The organism is Micrococcus sp. PSi08, from assembly GCF_054960655.1.
The window spans coordinates 32499-50169 of record NZ_JBHNYP010000013.1 but is presented as its reverse complement, the minus strand read 5'-3'; the positions used below and the strand labels follow the sequence as shown (position 1 = coordinate 50169).

At 73.0% G+C, this 17671-nt stretch carries 12 protein-coding genes; 8 read left to right on the top strand and 4 right to left on the bottom strand.

Annotated elements, in window-relative coordinates; all coding sequences use genetic code 11:
* Positions 1-178: 178 nt before the first annotated feature.
* The 3 genes from paaZ (at position 179) to ACFI33_RS06090 (ending at position 4421) form a co-directional block, all read left to right on the top strand.
* A complete protein-coding gene (paaZ, locus tag ACFI33_RS06100) occupies positions 179-2299 on the top strand; it encodes a phenylacetic acid degradation bifunctional protein PaaZ (protein WP_127435344.1) in 2121 nt (706 codons plus the stop codon).
* Between the two features lie 138 nt (positions 2300-2437).
* Positions 2438-3370 carry a 3-hydroxyacyl-CoA dehydrogenase gene (locus ACFI33_RS06095; RefSeq protein WP_127435345.1) on the top strand — a complete coding sequence of 311 codons (933 nt, stop codon included), beginning with the start codon at positions 2438-2440 and terminating at the stop codon, positions 3368-3370.
* 115 nt (positions 3371-3485) lie between these two features.
* Entirely contained in the window at positions 3486-4421 is a 936-nt protein-coding gene (locus ACFI33_RS06090; protein WP_462623822.1) for a hypothetical protein, read from the top strand.
* 13 nt (positions 4422-4434) lie between these two features.
* Here the strand turns inward: ACFI33_RS06090 and ACFI33_RS06085 are convergent, their stop codons facing one another.
* The 3 genes from ACFI33_RS06085 to ACFI33_RS06075 all read right to left on the bottom strand — a co-directional run bounded on the left by ACFI33_RS06085 (position 4435) and on the right by ACFI33_RS06075 (position 6979).
* Positions 4435-5046 (bottom strand): TetR/AcrR family transcriptional regulator, encoded by a 612-nt coding sequence (locus tag ACFI33_RS06085; RefSeq protein WP_127445774.1) that lies wholly within the window; start codon positions 5044-5046, stop codon positions 4435-4437.
* A 95-nt stretch (positions 5047-5141) separates the two neighbouring features.
* Positions 5142-6491 carry a phenylacetate--CoA ligase family protein gene (locus ACFI33_RS06080; protein WP_127435130.1) on the bottom strand — a complete coding sequence of 450 codons (1350 nt, stop codon included), beginning with the start codon at positions 6489-6491 and terminating at the stop codon, positions 5142-5144.
* A 71-nt stretch (positions 6492-6562) separates the two neighbouring features.
* Entirely contained in the window at positions 6563-6979 is a 417-nt protein-coding gene (locus ACFI33_RS06075) for a PaaI family thioesterase (protein WP_020624995.1), read from the bottom strand.
* A 215-nt stretch (positions 6980-7194) separates the two neighbouring features.
* On the opposite strand from ACFI33_RS06075, the gene ACFI33_RS06070 reads away from it, so the two are divergent.
* Complete coding sequence (locus ACFI33_RS06070) at positions 7195-10731, top strand: TM0106 family RecB-like putative nuclease (protein ID WP_127435128.1); 3537 nt, start codon at positions 7195-7197, stop codon at positions 10729-10731.
* Between the two features lies 1 nt (position 10732).
* Here the strand turns inward: ACFI33_RS06070 and ACFI33_RS06065 are convergent, their stop codons facing one another.
* Positions 10733-12313 carry an AMP-binding protein gene (locus tag ACFI33_RS06065; RefSeq protein ID WP_462623821.1) on the bottom strand — a complete coding sequence of 527 codons (1581 nt, stop codon included), beginning with the start codon at positions 12311-12313 and terminating at the stop codon, positions 10733-10735.
* A gap of 196 nt (positions 12314-12509) precedes the next feature.
* On the opposite strand from ACFI33_RS06065, the gene purB reads away from it, so the two are divergent.
* The 4 genes from purB to ACFI33_RS06045 all read left to right on the top strand — a co-directional run bounded on the left by purB (position 12510) and on the right by ACFI33_RS06045 (position 17581).
* Positions 12510-13943 carry an adenylosuccinate lyase gene (gene purB, locus ACFI33_RS06060; RefSeq protein ID WP_095695028.1) on the top strand — a complete coding sequence of 478 codons (1434 nt, stop codon included), beginning with the start codon at positions 12510-12512 and terminating at the stop codon, positions 13941-13943.
* A gap of 31 nt (positions 13944-13974) precedes the next feature.
* Positions 13975-14871: a trimeric intracellular cation channel family protein gene (locus tag ACFI33_RS06055; RefSeq protein ID WP_127445772.1), complete on the top strand. Its 897-nt coding sequence runs from the start codon at positions 13975-13977 to the stop codon at positions 14869-14871.
* Positions 14872-14943: 72 nt separating this feature from the next.
* Entirely contained in the window at positions 14944-15957 is a 1014-nt protein-coding gene (locus ACFI33_RS06050; protein ID WP_127435113.1) for a trimeric intracellular cation channel family protein, read from the top strand.
* A gap of 67 nt (positions 15958-16024) precedes the next feature.
* A complete protein-coding gene (locus tag ACFI33_RS06045; RefSeq protein ID WP_127435114.1) occupies positions 16025-17581 on the top strand; it encodes a DUF1846 domain-containing protein in 1557 nt (518 codons plus the stop codon).
* The last annotated feature ends 90 nt before the right edge of the window (positions 17582-17671 follow it).

Sequence of the window (17671 nt, the reverse complement as noted above, 5' to 3'; positions counted from 1 at the left end):
CCGTAGCGGCGCGTCTGCGGGCTTCGGCGCCACGGGCGGCGCCGCCAGGCCCTCCCCACGACGACGGCGTCACCCGCCCGGCTCCCCCTCCCGCGTGATGCACGTCTCGGCTAGGGTGAGGACCAATAACCGACCGATCGGTCGGGACTCGTCCGCGCCCCCGACACCAGGAGCCCCCGTGACCGTCACCGCCCCCTCCCTCCCGGAGATCCTCCCCAGCTACGTCGCCGGCAGCTGGTGGACGCCGTCGCACCCGTCCAAGGTCACCGACGTGAGGGACGCGAACACCGGCGCGCGCCTGACCGGCGTCTCCACCGACGGCCTCGACACGGCCGCCGCCATCGAGCACGCCCGCACCGTCGGCCAGCAGGCCCTGGGCGCGCTGACCATCCACGAGCGCGCCCTCAAGCTCAAGGAGCTCGCGCTCTTTCTGAACTCCCGCGTCCAGGAGCTCTACGACGTCTCCTTCGCCACCGGCGCCACGCAGCGCGACCACGCCTTCGACGTCGACGGCGGCATCGGCACCCTCTTCACGTTCTCCGGCAAGGGCCGCCGCGAGCTGCCGAATTCCACCGTGATCATCGACGGCGACGTGGAGCCCCTCTCCCGCGACGGCTCCTTCATCGGCGAGCACATCTACCAGCGCATCCCGGGCGTGGCCGTGCAGATCAACGCCTTCAACTTCCCCGTGTGGGGCATGCTCGAGAAGTTCGCCCCGGCCTTCGTCGCGGGCGTGCCCACCGTGGTCAAGCCGGCCACCCCCACCGGCTACGTCACGCAGAAGTGCGTCGAGCTGATGCTCGAGTCCGGCGTGCTGCCCGAGGGCTCGATCCAGCTGATCTCCGGTTCCGCCCGCGACCTGCTGGACCACCTGGACTACCGCGACCACGTCGCGTTCACCGGCTCCGCCGCCACCGCGGCCACCCTGAAGAAGCACCCGAACGTGCAGGAGGGCGGCGTCCGCTTCACCGCGGAGACCGACTCCCTCAACGCCGCCATCCTCGGCCCCGACGCCGCCCCCGGCACCCCCGAGTTCGAGGCGTTCGTGAAGGTCGTCTTCCAGGAGATGACGGTCAAGGCCGGCCAGAAGTGCACGGCCATCCGCCGGGTGATCGTCCCGCAGGATCGGGTCGAGGCCGTGACCGCCGCCCTCACCGAGCGCCTGGCCGCGAAGGTCGTCCTGGGCGACCCGCGCGTCGAGGGCACCACCATGGGCGCCCTGGCCTCGAAGGAGCAGCAGAGCGAGGTCCGCGGCGCGGTGCAGCGCCTGGTCGACGCCGGCGGTCAGGTCCGCCTCGGCGGCCCCGAGGGCTCGACCGGCGACGCCGACGCCGAGTCCGGCGCGTTCTTCGCCCCCACGGTGCTCACCTTCGAGGACGCGCGCACCCCCGAGGTGCACAGCGTCGAGGCGTTCGGCCCGGTCACCTCGGTGATCGGCTACACGGACGTGGCCGACGCCGTGGCCCTGGCCGCCCTGGGGTCGGGATCGCTCGTGGCCACGGTCGCCACGAACGACGGTGAGACCGCCCGCGCGTTCACCGCCGGGATCGGCGCCCACCACGGCCGCGTGCACGTCCTGAACCGCCAGACCGCCACGACCACCACCGGTCACGGCGCCCCCGTGCCGGTGCTGATCCACGGCGGCCCCGGCCGCGCCGGCGGCGGCGAGGAGCTCGGCGGGGTCCGCGCCGTGAAGCACTACATGCAGCGCACGGCGATCCAGGGCTCCCCGGACATGCTCACGGCCATCACCGGCGTGTGGCATCAGGGCGCCGCGGCCCACACGGTGACGCGCGAGGACGTGGAGGCCGGCACCGCCGTGCACCCGTTCTACAAGTCCCTGGCCGAGCTGACGGTGGGCGACCAGTTCGCCTCCGGCCTGCGCACCGTCACCCTGGAGGACATCACCGCCTTCGCGGAGGAGACCGGGGACAGGTTCTACGCCCACACGGACGAGGAGGCCGCCATGGCCAACCCGTTCTTCCCGCGCCGGGTGGCCCACGGCTACCTGCTGGTCTCGTGGGCCGCGGGGCTGTTCGTGGCCCCGGATCCGGGCCCGGTGCTGGCCAACTACGGCCTGGAGAACCTGCGCTTCATCACGCCGGTGACCTACGACGACGCCATCCGCGTGACCCTGACGGCCAAGCGCATCACCCCGCGCGTGAGCGACGAGTACGGCGAGGTGGCCTGGGACTGCCGGATCCACAACCAGAAGGACGAGCTCTGCGCCCAGTACGACGTGCTGACGCTCGTGGCCAAGACCTGGCCGATGGCCCCGTCCGAGACCTCCCAGGGCTGAGCCTCCCCGCCCCGACGGGCCGTCCCGTGCGCCCGCCGCGCACCGGGTGGCCCGTCGTCGTCCCCGGGAACAAGGAGCGTGCCCGGGACGTTCACCTGGGCGTCCCATTCGGACCGCGAGAGAAGAAGGTCGACATACATGTCCGAGTTCACCCGTTTCGATCAGGTCGCCGTGCTGGGCACCGGTGTGCTGGGTTCGCAGATCATCATGCAGGCGGCGTACCACGGCAAGAAGGTGATGGCCTACGACGCCGTCCCCGCCGCCCTCGAGGGGATCGAGCGCCGCTGGGCGTGGATCCGCCAGGGCTACGAGGCAGACCTCGGGGAGGGCTACGACCCGCAGCGCTTCGACGAGGCCATCGCCCGCATCACGCCGACCTCGGACCTCGGCGAGGCCCTGGCGGATGCGGACATCGTGGTCGAGGCCGTCCCGGAGAACCTGGAGCTCAAGCGCAAGGTGTGGGCCCAGGTGGGCGAGCTCGCCCCCGCCACGACCCTGTTCGCCACGAACACCTCCTCCCTGCTGCCCTCGGACTTCGCCGACGCCAGCGGCCATCCGGAGCGCTTCCTGGCCCTGCACTACGCCAACCGCATCTGGGCGCAGAACACCGCCGAGGTCATGGGCACCCCCAAGACCTCGCCGGAGGCCGTCGCCGGAGCCCTGCAGTTCGCCGAGGAGACCGGCATGGTCCCCGTGCACGTGCGCAAGGAGATCCCGGGCTACTTCCTCAACTCCCTGCTCATCCCGTGGCTCCAGGCCGGCTCCAAGCTGTACATGCACGGAGTGGGCAACCCGGCGGACATCGACCGCACCTGGCGCGTGGCCACCGGCAACGAGCGCGGCCCGTTCCAGACCTATGACATCGTGGGCTTCCACGTGGCCGCCAACGTCTCCCGCAACACGGGCGTCGACTGGCAGCTCGGCTTCGCTGAGCTGCTCGAGAAGAGCATCGCCGAGGGCCACAGCGGCGTGGCCGACGGCCAGGGCTTCTACCGCTACGGGCCGGACGGGGAGAACCTCGGCCCGGTGGAGGACTGGAACCTGGGCGACAAGGACACCCCGCTCGGCTGACCTCCTCGACTGACGGATCAGGGGCCGTCCGGTGCGCACCACGCATCGGGCGGCCCCGACGCATGCCCCCGCCGCTTCCTTGTGGCATCCGTCACAGCGCACGTAGAGTCGGGCCATGACGACCCCCCGACTCCCCCTGCTCGGCGCCCTCGCCGTGGGCGCACTCGCCCTCACCGGATGCGCGGGCGGCGGCGGCGCAGAGCCCTCCTCCTCCGCCCCGTCGTCGGCGTCGTCCGCGACGACGGCGGCCTCGTCCGCGTCCACGTCGCCCGCGGCCAGCAGCTCCACGGAGAGCACGGGCGCGGCGGAGAGCACGGCCAGCGCCTCCGCCTCCAGCAGCCTGTCCCTCGAGATGCCCCCCGCGCTGGACGGGCAGCGGACCCTGGCGGTGCAGGCCGCCGTGCAGCGGGCCGCGGGGCCGGGGTCCGAGGTGGGGCTGAGCGCCGCCTCGCCGCTGGAGCGGCAGACGGAGCTGCGCCAGCGGGCCGACGGACTGGAGCAGGCGGTCGACGCCGGCGCGAGCCCGGCTTCCACCCGCAGCGCGGAACAGCAGGCCTGCCTGGACGCCACACGCTCCGACCTGGAGCGGGACGCCGAGGCCGGGGCGGCGGACCTGGGGCTCACAGCCCAACCGGAGACGGCCGCCACGACCGGCGGCGGGCCCACCACGACGCCGGCGCCCTCCTTCACGGCGTCCCCCGACGCCGAGGTCACTCCGCTCGGTGTGCGCGTCACCGTGTACCCCACGGAGGAGGCCGCCCGCGCCGCCCTGGAGGACGCCCGGGCGGCGGCGCAGGCCTGCACCGGGGTGGACCTGGCCGGGCTCGGCGTGGAGAGGGTGACGCGGACCGAGCACGAGGGCGGCACCGCGTACACGGCGCTCCCGGCCCCCGGGGGGTCCGTCTACTCGCATCTGACGGCCGTGCAGGACGGCGCCCGCACCGTGGCCGTGGCCCAGGCCGACGCGGACGGCGGGGTGCCCCCGGACGCCGAGGACCGTGCGGCCTCGATCGTGGCCGACGTGCTCGCCGCGCTCGACGGCGAGGGCTGAGGACGGAGGGCCCTCAGCCCCGCAGACCCCCGAGCACCACGCCCGTGACGGCGTCGATCATCTGGCCCGGCCCCTGCTGGCCGGGGACGCCGCGATCCGGCCGGTACCAGTCGACGATCGAGTTGATCATGCCGAGCGCCAGGCGGGCGAGGTTGCGCGGGGTCACGTCGGAGCGCACCGCACCCACGGCCTGGGCGGCCTCGAGCAGGTCACCGAAGCGCCGGGTGATCTCACGACGACGCTCGACGGCGGCCACCTCGACCGCCGAGTTCCCGCGCAGGCGCAGCAGCAGGGTCACCTCGGGCTGCTTCTCCGCCAGCACCCCGAGCGTGCCGCGGATGGCCGCCTCGACCTGCGCGCCGGCGTCGGCCCCGCTGGCCACCACATCGTCCAGGCACGCCTCGAGGGCGTCGAGCGCCTCCGTCACCGCGTGGTCGAGGATCGCCTCCTTGGACTCCACGTGGTGGTAGATCGCGGACTTGGAGATGCCCAGGTGGGCGGCGAGCATGCCCATGGACGTCGCCTCGTAGCCGTGCCGGTTGAAGAGCTCGACGCACTCGGCCAGCAGCGTCTGCCGGTCATAGCCGGGCCGGCCGCGGCGCGGGGTGGGGCTGCTCTGGGGCACGGGGCTCCTTCGGGGGCGGGCGGACGCCGACGACGACGGCGCACCGGTCCACTCTACCGGGCACGCCGGCGTCGGGATCGGCCGCGGGGACGGGATCAGGCCAGGTCGCGCAGGTCGTAGATCCGCTTGAGCTTGCCGGAGGAGCGGGCCAGGGACTCCGGCTCCACCACGTTGATCACGCATGAGGAGCCGATCTTCGTCTTGATCTCCATGCGCAGGTGCGCGGCGCAGGCCTGGGCCTCCTCGAGGGTCGCATGATCGCGGCGCTCGATGTTCACGGCCATCTGGTCCATGCGGTCCGGACGGGTGATCTCGAGGGTGAAGTGCGGCGACAGGGCCGGCTCCTTGAGGGCCAGCTCCTCGATCTGCGACGGGAACAGGTTCACGCCGCGCAGGATGATCATGTCGTCCGAGCGGCCGGTGATGCGTCCCATGCGGCGGTGGCCCGGGTGTGTGGTGCCCGGCAGCAGGCGGGTGAGGTCGTGGGTGCGGTACCGGATGATCGGCAGCGCCTGCTTGGTGAGCGAGGTGAAGACGAGCTCGCCGTGGCGGCCGGTCTCGAGGACCTCGTCCGTGAGCGGGTCGATGATCTCGGGGCGGAAGTGGTCCTCCCAGATGTGGGAGCCGTCCTTGGTGGCCGCGGACTCGCCGGCCACGCCCGGGCCCATGACCTCGGAGAGGCCGTAGATGTCCAGGGCGTCGAGGTCGAAGGTCTGCTCGATCTCGCGGCGCATCTCCTCGGTCCACGGCTCCGCGCCGAGGATCGCGACCTCGAGGGAGGACTCGCGGGGGTCCAGCCCGAGCTTCTTGAAGCCGTCCGCGATGGTCAGCAGGTAGGTGGGCGTGGAGAGGATGGCGCGCGGTTGGAAGTCGGTGATCAGCTGCACCTGCTTCTCCGTCTGCCCGCCGGACATCGGGATCACGGCCGCCCCGACGCGCTCGGCGCCGTAGTGGGCGCCGAGGCCGCCGGTGAACAGGCCGTAGCCGTACGCGTTGTGCACGCGGTCACCGGGGCGGATGCCGCCGGCGCGGAAGCAGCGGGCGACGAGGGTGGTCCACGTGGCCAGGTCGTCGTCGGTGTAGCCGACCACGGTGGGCTGGCCGGTGGTGCCGGAGGAGGCGTGGATGCGGCGCAGCTCGGGGCCCGTGGCGGCGAACGCGCCGAACGGGTAGCTCTTCCGCAGGAACTCCTTGTCCGTGTACGGGAACTTGGCGAGGTCCCCGAGCTCCGTGAAGTCCGAGGGGTGGACGCCGTGCGCGTCGAAGTGCTCCCGATACGCGGGCACGTTCTCGTAGGCGTGGTGCAGGGTCCAGCGGAGGGGTTCGAACTGAAGCGCCTCGATCTGGTCCCGGCTCATCGTCTCCTCGGGGTCCGGGGCCCCGCGGTCGGCGGGGGCGGGCAGGGGTGCCGGCGTGTACGGGTTGGGGATCGAGGCCTCGAGCATGGCGTCCTCCTGGGGATGCGGGGTCGGGCGGCGGTCGACGACGGCGGCGCACCGGCGGGTGCGCCCGCCGGTCAGCGTCCGGGGGCGGGGATGGTGCGGGAGCGGCCGCGGAAGGCGGCCACCGGGGTGCCGTCGTCGGTGGTGACGGTGATGTCGTAGACGGCCGAGCGGCCCGCGGCGGCGACCAGGCGGCCCTCCGCGACGAGGGTCTGCCCGGCGCGGGTGGCCGCGAGGAAGTTGACGTCCACGCCGGAGGCCACGGTGAGGGTGGAGCCGTCCGAGGCGGGGTCGTTGCAGGTCAGCGCGAAGCACGTGTCCGCGAACGCGAAGACGGCGCCGCCGTGGGCCAGGCCGAAGCCGTTGTGCTGGTCCTCGGTGAGCGTCATCCGGATGCGCGCGTGGTCCTTCTCGGCGGCCTCGAGGGTGACGCCGAGCCACCGTGCCACGCGGTCCTCCGCGAGCATGGGGTGGTGGGCGGTCTCGGTCATGGGCGGGCCTCCCTGCCGGCACGGGCGCGCCGGCGCGGCGGCGCAGAGAATTACTGAACGATCATTAGGTAACTCCCTGGATGTGACCCACGTCAAGTCCGTTCCGGTGTGTGACGCGCGCCGGCCCCACCCTGCCGCCGCCGGGGCGAGGCGCGCCGGGATCCTGTGCGCGGGCCCTGCCCATCGCGTCCGCGACTCCTGTCTAGGGTGACGGCATGGTGACCTTCGCGCCGGACCGCGCCTCCTTCATGCTCAGCCCCTCGGACATCACCGCCGCCGCGACGTGCACGTACGGGTGGCTGCGCGGGACGGTGGACCCCGCGCTCGGGCGCGCCCCGCGGATCGGCGTGGCGGACGCGTTCCTCGAGCGGGTCTCCCGCCTCGGGGACGAGCACGAGTCCCGCGTGCTCGCGCGACTCGAGGCGGAGCGCGGCGGGGACCAGGTGGTCCGGCTCGCCCGCCCGGAGCGCTACACGCCCGAGGGTGTGCGGGCCGCCCGCGAGCGCACCGCGGCGGCGTTGGCCGCGCGTCCCGCCGTCGTGTTCCAGGGGATGCTGCACGACGGCGCGTTCGGCGGCCTGGCCGACTTCCTCGTGCTCCGCACGGACGAGGAGCACCCCGAGGGCGCGTACGAGGTGGTGGACACGAAGCTGGCCCGGCATGCACGGGTGACGGCGCTGCTGCAGATCGCCGCGTACGCGGACCTGCTGGACGGCATGGGCGTGCCGCGGACGCGGCAGGGCAGCCTGTGGCTCGGGGACGGTTCCCGGCACGTCGCGGACCTGGACGAGGTGATCCCGGTGTACCGGCACCAGCGCGCCCGGCTGGAGGCGCTGCTGCAGGATCACGTGGCCGCCGGGGAGCCCGCCCGCTGGGGCGACGACCGCCTGAGCGTCTGCGGCGCATGCGAGGCGTGCGAGGAGGCCGTCGCCGAGCACCGGGACGTGCTGCTCACGGCGGGGGCCACGCGGTTGCAGCGCACCCGGCTGCGCGAGGCCGGCATCACGACCATCGAGCAGCTCGCGGCGTCCGTCGCACCGCCGGAGGGCATGGCCCGCCGCACGTGGGAGGCGCTGCGGGAACAGGCGGCCATCCAGCTGGAGCCGGCCGGGGCGGACGGGCTTCCGCCGCATCGGATCGTGGACCCGCGCGCCGTGGCGGGGCTGCCGGCGCCGGACGCCGGAGACGTCTTCTTCGACTTCGAGGGGGACCCGCTGTGGGTCTCCGCGGACGGGAGCATGGAGGGCCTCGAGTACCTGTGGGGCTGGGTCGAGGCGCCGGGCGGGGACACCGCGCGCACCGCCTCGGCCGACTTCCGGTTCACGGGTCTGTGGGCGGACACCCGTGCCGCCGAGCGGGCGGCGCTCGAGCAGTTCGTGGCGTTCGTGGAGGCGCGGCGTGCGACCCACCCGGGGATGCGGATCTACCACTACGCCGCGTACGAGGTCACCGCGCTGAAACGGCTGACCGTGCGCCACGGCGTGGGCGAGCGCGAGCTGGACGACTGGCTGCGCGCGGGGCTGTTCGTGGACCTCTACTCCACGGTCCGCGCCGCCCTGCGGGCCGGTGTGCCGAGCTACTCCATCAAGAAGCTGGAGCCCCTCTACATGGGGGCGGAGCACCGGGCGGAGGACGGCGTCACGACGGCGGCGGACAGCGTCACCGAGTACCACCGGTACGTCGCCGCGCTGGAGGCCGGGGACACCGAGGTCGCGAGGGCGATCCGCGCCGACATCGAGGACTACAACCGGTACGACTGCGTCTCCACGGCGCGGCTGCGGGACTGGCTGCTGGCGCAGGTCGAGCAGGATCCGGACGCCTCGAGGTCGCCGCAGGGAGCCGCGGCGGAGCCGGAGACCCCGCTGGTCGAGCCGGCCCCGGAGCCCGAGCAGGACCTCACGGCCGCACTGCTGGCGATGCTGCCGCAGCGGGAGGAGGGCGCCGCCCTGGGGCCGGGGGAGCGCGGGGTCGCCCTGCTCGCGGCGGGACTCGGGTTCTACCGGCGCGAGGAGAAGCCGACGTGGTGGGCGTTCTTCGACCGGGGAATCTCCCCCGTGGATGAGTGGCAGGAGCCGCGCGCGAATGTGGTCGCGGACCGGGTCGACGTCGAGGAGGACTGGCATCAGCCGACTGCCCGCCACTCACTGCAGCGGGTGCTGCAGGTGACCGGCCGGCTCGAACCCGGCACCCTGCTGAAGCCGGACGCCTCGGTCAAGACCGTCTACGAGGACTTCCCGGCCCACGCCGAGCTGCAGCCGAACGCCGTGCGCTGGATCGGTCCGAACGCGGACGTGGAGCAGGTGGAGGACCTGCCGGACGGCCGCTCGGTGCTCCGGCTGCGGGAGAGGCTGGCCCGCGGGGTCGAGTCGTTCGACCAGCTGCCCATGGCCGCCTTCGAGCACTCGAAGGTCCCCACGGACACCCTCGAGGCGCGCATCCGCGAGCTCGCCGTGGCCACCGACGCCGCCGGCGCGCTGCCGGAGCCGGGCGTCTCCGCGTGCGTGGACATCCTCGCCCGACGCACCCCCGCGACGACGGGCCGCCCCCTGCCGGAGATCGTCGCCGACGCGGAGGGCGAGCTCGACCGCACCGCGCTGCTCGTAGAGGCCCTCGAGTCCGCCCGCGGCTCCTACGTGGCGGTGCAGGGCCCTCCCGGCACAGGCAAGACGCACGTGGGCAGTCACGCCGTGAAGGCCCTGCTCGAACGCGGGTGGAGCGTGGGCGTCACGGCCCAGTCCCACGCCGTGGTGGAGAACTTCTTGGGCAAGCTCGTGTCCATCGGGGTGCCGAAGAAACAGGTGCTCAAGGCGGAGAAGCGCGGCAAGGACGCGCCCGAGCGCCCCTGGGCCACGGTGTCGGACGCCAAGCCGTACATCGGCCTCCCCGGCCACGTCGTCGGCGGCACCGCCTGGACCTTCGCGCACGAGGACGTGCAGGAGTTCGACCTCCTGGTGATCGACGAGGCCGGGCAATTCTCCCTGGCGCACACCCTCGCCGCGGCGGCCATGGCCCGCACTGTGCTCCTGCTCGGCGACCCCCAGCAGCTGCCGCAGGTCACCAAGGGGACCCACCCCCAGCCCATCGGCGACGCGGCCCTGACCTGGATCGCGGAGGGCGCCCCCGTGCTCCGCCCCGACCGCGGCTTCTTCCTGGACACCTCGTGGCGCATGCACTCGACGCTCACCCACGCGGTCTCCGAGCTCTCCTACGCCGGCCGCCTGCGCTCGCACACCCCGCGCACGGACGCCCGCCGGCTCGACGGCGTGGAGCCCGGGCTGCACCCGTGGCCGGTCTCCCACACGGGCAACGCGGTGTCCTCGCCGGAGGAGGCCGCGGCCGTCGTCGAGATCATCCGGTCACTGCTCGGCCGCACCTGGTCCACCGGCCCGGACGACCCCGGCCGACCGCTCGAGCCGTCCGACGTGATCGTGGTGGCCCCGTACAACGCGCAGGTCGCCGCGGTCCGGGAGGCGCTCGATGCCGCCGGTCTCGAGGGCACCGCCGTCGGCACCGTGGACAAGTTCCAGGGCCGGGAGGCCGCCGTCGCGATCCTGACGATGGCGGCGTCCTCACCGCAGGAGGTGCCGCGCGGGCTGGACTTCCTCCTGAACCGGAACCGGCTCAACGTGTCGATCTCGCGCGGACAGTGGGCCGCCTACCTCGTCCACTCCCCCGCCCTCGCGGACGCGCTGCCCACCAGCCCCGAGGACCTGCCGATGATCGGCGCGTTCCTGCGGCTCGTGCACCGCTGACTCAGTCGGTGGCGCCCTGGCGCAGCAGGAACCGCTGCAGCTTGCCGGAGGGGGTCTTGGGCAGCCGGTCCACGAAGTGCACCCGGCGCGGGTAGGCGTGCTTGGAGTACTCGTCGCGGACCTTCGCCTGCAGCTCGGCCGCCAGGGCGTCCGGGTCCGCGACGGCCCCGGCGGGCACCACGAACGCCACGACCTCCTCGCCGCGCACCCCCTCCGGGTCCGGCAGGCCGACGACGGCGACCTCCTGCACCCGCGGGTGGTCGATGAGCACGGACTCCACATCGAACGGGCCGATCCGGTACCCGGCGGCGAGGATCACGTCGTCGTCCCGGGAGGAGAAGAAGAACCAGCCGTCGTCGTCCTGCCGAGCGGTGTCCCCGGTCAGGTACCAGCGCCCGTCCGGGGTGAAGCGCTCCGCGGTCTTCTCCGGCTCCCCGAGGTAGCCGGGGAACCAGAACAGGGGCGAGGCCGCGTCGATCGCGATCTGCCCGTCCCGGATCTCCGCGGCGATCCCCGGCAGGGGCACACCCATCGAACCCGGGCGGGGCGGCGCGGCCAGCTCGGGGTGCGCGGGGGTGCAGATGACCATGCCCAGCTCGGTCTGGCCGTAGTGGTCGCGGATCTCCGTGCCGAGGGCCGACCGGCCCCACTCGAGCACGGACGGCGGCAGCGGCTCCCCCGCCGTGGACACGCGCCGCAGCCGCAGCGGGGCGTCCTCGGTGACCTCCCCGGCCTTGGCCAGCGCGCGGAACATCGTGGGGGCGCCGGCGAGGTTCGTGACGTCCTGCGAGCGGATCACCTCGACCATGGTCGCCGGGGAGAAGGCGCCGCGGTACTGGACCGAGGTCGCCCCGAGCATCAGCGTGCCGACGATCCCGTAGTACAGCCCGTACGCCCAGCCGTGGTCGGCCGCGTTCCAGAACAGGTCCTCGGGGCGCAGGTCCACCGCGCACGTGAGGTAGACGGCGAACGCGGCGGCCGCGCGCAGCGGCACAGGCACCCCCTTGGGGCGGCCGGTGGTGCCGGAGGTGAACAGCAGGGCGATCGGCCCGTCCCCGCCGACGGCGACGTCCTCGGCCAGCGGCGCGGAGTCCGCGAGCGCGTCCCACTCCGGGCCGGTGCGGATGATCTCGATGCCCGGGATGTCCGTGAGCTTCTCGGCCTGGCGGGGCTCGGCGACGACGAGCCGCGCCGCCGCGCCCTCGATGCGCATCCGCGCGGCGCCCGCGGCGAACGCGGTGAACAGCGGCACGTGCACGGCGCCGAGCCGCCACAGGGCCAGCAGCGTGATGACGAGCTCCTCCCGTTTGGACATCATCACGGGGACCCGGTCGCCGCGCGTGACGCCGCGGGCGGCGAGGCCGGTGGCGAGGCGGCGGGAGCGGTCGGCCAGCTCGCCGAAGGTGAGGTCGACGGCGGACATGTCCTCCGCCACGAACCGGAACGCCACGGCGTCGGCCGGCCATCGGTCGCAGAGCAGGTGGGCGGCGCAGGCGTCCGGGGTCTCGACGTCGGCGACCCACCCGGCCATCAGCCGGTCGATCGTCCCGGCCTCGCTGGCCTGCCCGGTCCGTTCCGTCATCTCGGTCTCCTCATCCCTCTCGGCACGCCGACGCCGGGCGACGGCGACGTCAACCACGGTAGGTCCGCCGCGCCCCGGGCCACCGGGCGCGTCCGCATGTTGCACTCGATGTTGCACTCGCCACCCCGTCGCGGTCGAGGACGGACCCGGCCCTCGCCTTCGTCGGGCGTCCGCGGCGCCTGCCAGAATGGGGGCCATGACCTCACAGCCCGCGTCCACCGCCCACCGCCGTTCCCTCGCCGAGGCCGGCATCGCCCTCGGCCCCCTGGACGGCCGCTACCGTGCGGCGGTGGAGCCGCTCGTGGAGCACCTGTCCGAGGCGGCGCTGAACCGCAACCGCATCCACGTGGAGGTCGAGTGGTTCATCCACCTGGCCGAGCACCGTGTGCTGCCGGGTCTGACGCCCCTCACGGCCGAGCAGCAGGCGGGCCTGCGGGCGATCGTCACGGACTTCGACGCGGAGTCCGTGGCCGAGCTGGCGGCCACCGAGAAGGTCACGGTGCACGACGTGAAGGCCGTCGAGTACTTCATCGCCGACCGCCTCGAGGGGCTGGGTCTGGGCCGGCTGAAGCCGCTCGTGCACTTCGCGTGCACCTCCGAGGACATCAACAACCTCGCCTACGCGGTGGGCGTGCGCGACGCCGTCGAGCAGGTCTGGCTGCCGGCCGCCCGCGCCGCCGTGGCCACCGTCTCCGCGATGGCCGCCGAGGCCGCCGAGACCCCCATGCTCTCCCGCACGCACGGCCAGCCGGCCACGCCCACCACGCTGGGCAAGGAGATGGCCGTGTTCGTGCACCGTCTGACCCGCCAGACCCGGCGCATCGCCGGCCAGGAGTACCTGGGCAAGATCAACGGCGCCACCGGCACCTACGCCGCCCACCTCGCCGCCGCCCCGGACGCGGACTGGCCGGCCCTGTCCCGGTCCTTCGTGGAGCACCTCGGCCTCACCTGGAACCCGCTGACCACCCAGATCGAGTCCCACGACTGGCAGGCGGAGCTGTACGCCGACGTCGCGCGCTTCAACCGGATCCTCCACGGCTTCTGCGTGGACGTGTGGAGCTACATCTCCATCGGCTACTTCGCGCAGATCCCCGTGGCCGGTGCGACCGGCTCCTCCACCATGCCGCACAAGGTGAACCCGATCCGCTTCGAGAACGCCGAGGCCAACCTCGAGCTCTCCTGCGCCCTGCTCGACTCGCTGGGCGCCACCCTCGTGGAGTCCCGTTGGCAGCGCGACCTCACGGACTCGACGTCGCAGCGCAACATCGGCGTGGCCCTCGGCCACTCGGTGCTCGCCCTGACCAACGTCACCAAGGGCATGGGCCAGCTCCAGGTCGCCGCGCCCGTACTGGCGGAGGACCTCGACACGAACTGGGAGGTGCTCGGCGAGGCCGTCCAGACCGTGATGCGTGCCGAGGCGATCGCCGGCGTCGAGGGCATGGACAACCCCTACGAGCGCCTCAAGGAGCTGACCCGCGGCCACCGCGTGGACGGGGCGCGCATGCGCGAGTTCGTGCAGGGCCTCGGCCTGTCGGAGGCGGCCCAGGCGCGCCTGCTGGAGCTGACCCCGGCCGGGTACACCGGCGTGGCGGCGGAGCTGGCCAAGGAGTTCGGCCCCGCGCAGGACTGACCCGGGCCGCCTGACGGGGGACGATGGGCGGGTGCTGCTTCCACTTCTCCCCGTGTGGCTGCTGTCCGCCGCCCCCAAGGACCCCGCCGAACTCGAACGGGACGTGCCCGAGCCGATCGACGCGCACGGCGAGCTCGCCGACGCGATCACCGCGGCGATCACCGCCGTGGACCTCGTGGGCGTGTTCTTCTTCGCGATCTCGGGTGCCGTCCTCGCCGTGCGCAAGGGCTACGACATCGTCGGCTCCCTGCTGCTGGCCCTCATGGTGGGCACGGGCGGCGGTGTCGTCCGGGACCTCGTGGTCGGCCGGGACGTGCCCGCGGCCTTCGACAACCCCTGGTACCTGATCCTGCCGGCGGTCGCGTCGCTAGCGGTGTTCCTCCGGATCTTCGACGGCGAGCGCGGCCACCACGCCGTCATGGCCTTCGACGCCATCGGCCTGGCCGTGTACTGCGTGGTGGGCACGCGCATCGCCCTGCTCGCCGGCCTGAGCCCGGTCGCCGCCGCGGTGCTGGGCCTGGTGACCGCCGTCGGCGGCGGCATCCTGCGCGACGTCGTCGCCGGGGAACCGCCCGCCGTGTTCGGCGGGCGCGGCTGGTACGCGCTGCCGGCCATCCTCGGCGCGGGCACGACGGCGGCCCTCGGCCAGGCGGAGCTCCTGAACCCGCTGACCTCGGCCGCGGTGATGGTGCTCGTGCTCGTGCTGCGCGTGGTGTCGCTGCGCAGGGAGTGGCTCGCCCCGGGGGCCGAGATCTCAGGGGAGACCCAGCGCCAGCGCCTGGATCCGCACGACGAGCCGCCCGTGCCGGACATCCGCGACCGCAAGGGCAGGGACGGGCCGCCCGCCGACCCCGGCGAGGACGGCCCCCCGGCGAACGAGGAGACGCCCGGCGCCGGCGAGGACGGCCCCCCGGGGACACCCGGGTGAACAAACGAGCCACTGCGCGGGCCGCACGGGACAATGGCCGGTGAATCCCCGGACCCGACGGAAGGAGCCGCCGTGGACGTGCAGCAGTTCTTCGCCACCCTCACCGACGTCCCGTGGCTGCTCACGACCCTGGACCTGATCGGGATCTTCTTCTTCGCCACCTCGGGGGCGCTGCTGGCGGCGCGCAAGCAGTTCGACCTGGTGGGCTCGATGGCGCTGTCCCTGCTGGCGGGCCTGGGCGGCGGCTTCACGCGGGACATCCTGTTGGACCGCGGCCTGCCCGCGTCCCTGGAGAACCCGGTCTACCTGGCCCCGCCGGTGCTCGTCTCCCTGCTCGTGTACGTCAAGCTGATCCACCCGAATCGGCTGAACCTGACCATCACCCTGTTCGACGCCGCCGGGCTCGCCCTGTTCACGGTGTCCGGTGTGCTGCTGGCGCACTCGATGGGCGTGCACCCGGTGTCCACGGTGGTGATCGCGATGGTCACGGCGCTCGGCGGCGGCGTGCTGCGGGACATCGTCGCCAACGAGGTCCCGTCCATCTTCGACCCCCGCGGCGTCTACGTGCTCCCCACGTTCCTGGGCGCGGTGCTGGCGACCGTGGTGGCGATGAACGGCGCGCTCAACGCGTTCACGGGCTTCCTCATCGCGTTCCTGATCTTCGCGGTGCGGATGATCGCCTACCGCTACCAGTGGCGGTTCTTCGGCGCGGAGATCTCCCAGGACAAGGAGTCCCTCGCGCGTCTGCGGCGCCTGGCCACGCAGGCGCAGGAGGCGGCCGCGCGCCGGGTGGAGCGCACCCTCGAGCGCCGGCTGCGCTCCCCCGGCGCCCCCGCCTTCCCCGACGACGACGCGGACGGGTCCTACGGACCGCGGCAGGAGTACGAGGACCAGGTGCGGGTGGACGACTACGACCCGCAGACCCAGACGATCACCGTCGTCGACCCCGCCTCACACCAGCAGGTGCGCCTGGACCGCGGCACCGGCGTCATGGACGTCACCGACCTGCGCACCGGGCGCACGCGCAGCTTCGACGACCCCGAACACGACTGGATCGCGGACGACCCGGAGGACCCGAGGGGTTGAGGGATGCGGTGGGCCCGACGCCGGGCCGCGCACGCGCACCCCGCGGACGGGTCTATGCTGAGAGTCCATGACCGGCACGCATGAGACCGCCCGCCCCGCCAGCACGACCACGGAGGCCGCGGCCTCCGGCCCCCTCCACCGCGTCGGATTCGACCGCGCGAAGTACATCGAGCTCCAGTCCCAGCACATCCAGGAACGCCGCCGCCAGATCGGCGGGAAGCTGTACCTGGAGATGGGCGGCAAGCTCTTCGACGACCTGCATGCCTCCCGCGTCCTGCCCGGCTTCACCCCGGACAACAAGATCGCGATGCTGGACCGCATCAAGGACGAGACCGAGATCCTGGTGTGCTTCAACGCCAAGGACCTCGAGCGGAACAAGGTCCGCGCGGATCTGGGCATCACGTACGAGGACGACGTCCTGCGCCTCGTGGACGTGTTCCGGGAGCGCGGGTTCCTGGTGGAGCACGTGGTGGTCACGCAGCTGGAGGACGCCAACCACCGCGCGCTGGCGTTCCTCGAGAAGCTCGAGCGCCTCGGCCTGAAGGTGGCCCGCCACCGCGTGATCCCCGGCTACCCGCACGCCATGTCCACGATCGTCTCGGAGCAGGGCTTCGGCGCGAACGAGTGGTCCGAGACCACGCGGGACCTCGTCGTCGTGACGGCCCCCGGCCCGGGCTCCGGCAAGCTGGCGACGTGCCTGAGCCAGGTGTACAACGACCGGCAGCGGGGCATCCCGGCCGGCTACGCGAAGTTCGAGACGTTCCCCATCTGGAACCTGCCGCTCGAGCACCCGGTGAACGCCGCCTACGAGGCCGCCACCGTGGACCTGGACGACATCAACCTGATCGACCCGTTCCACCTGGCCGAGTACGGCGAGCGGGTGACCAGCTACAACCGCGACGTCGAGGTGTTCCCGCTGCTGTCCGCGCTGCTGGAGAAGGTCACGGGCACCACCCCCTACAAGTCCCCCACGGACATGGGCGTGAACATGGCCGGCGCGGCGATCGTGGACGACGAGGTGTGCCAGGAGGCCGCGAAGCAGGAGATCATCCGGCGCTACTACAAGGCCCAGGTCAACGAGGCCCTGGAGGGCGCGGACGACACCGAGTCCGAGCGCGTGGCCCTGGTGATGTCCAAGCTCGGTCTGAGCTCGGAGGACCGCCCGGTGGTGGGTGCCGCGCAGCTGGTGGCCGAGCGCACCGGCGAGCCCGGCGCGGCCGTGCAGCTGGCGGACGGCACCCTGGTGACCGGCAAGACCTCGGAGCTGCTGGGCTGCTCCGCCGCGGTACTGCTCAACGCCCTCAAGGTGCTGGCCGGCATCGAGGACGACGTGCACCTGCTCTCCCCCGCCTCGATCGAGCCGATCCAGACGCTCAAGACCGTGCACCTGGGCTCCAAGAACCCGCGGCTGCACACGGACGAGGTGCTGATCGCGCTGTCCGTGTCCGCGGCGACCGACCAGAACGCGAAGGCGGCCGTCGAGCAGCTGGCGAGCCTCGAGGGCTGCGACGTGCACACGACGACGATCCTCGGCTCCGTGGACGAGGGCATCTTCCGGTCCCTGGGGATGCTCGTGACGAGCGACCCGGTGTTCCAGAAGAAGGGGCTGTACCGGAAGCGGTGACGCAGGGCGGTTCGGCGGTCGCTTCCGTTGACGAAACGGGCGGCCCCGGGGCGTTTTCGTTCGAGAAGTGAGAGCGGGCCGCGCGTGGGC